At 39.6% G+C, this 270-nt stretch carries 1 pseudogene (only partly in view); it reads right to left on the bottom strand.

Going from position 1 to position 270, the window contains the following annotated elements:
- A pseudogene (locus QF629_13080) lies at positions 1 to 270 on the bottom strand (aconitase family protein); it reaches 292 nt to the left of the window's first position.

The following is a 270-nucleotide window of genomic DNA, read 5'->3' as shown; positions in this document are numbered from 1 at the left end:
CGAGAAAAAAATTGTCAAATGTGTTTTGCCCCCACTTTAAAAATTCATAACGTTCCGTGTTGCGTGTAAATTCTTTTTTTACATTCTTATCATAGGCCGCGGCATTACCAAATTCATCAACCATCACCGAATGATCAATGACGAGATCAACTCGCGACAAGGGATTAATTTTATTGGGATCAATATTTTTTGCCTTTAACGCATCTCGCATTGCAGCCAAATCCGCAACAGCAGGAACGCCTGTAAAATCTTGCATTAATACCCGCGTTG

The sequence above is a fragment of the Alphaproteobacteria bacterium genome (assembly GCA_030739735.1).
GTDB lineage: Bacteria > Pseudomonadota > Alphaproteobacteria > UBA7887 > UBA7887 > UBA7887.
The sequence above is the reverse complement of the archived record's forward strand: the minus strand, read 5'-3'. Positions and strand labels throughout refer to the sequence as shown.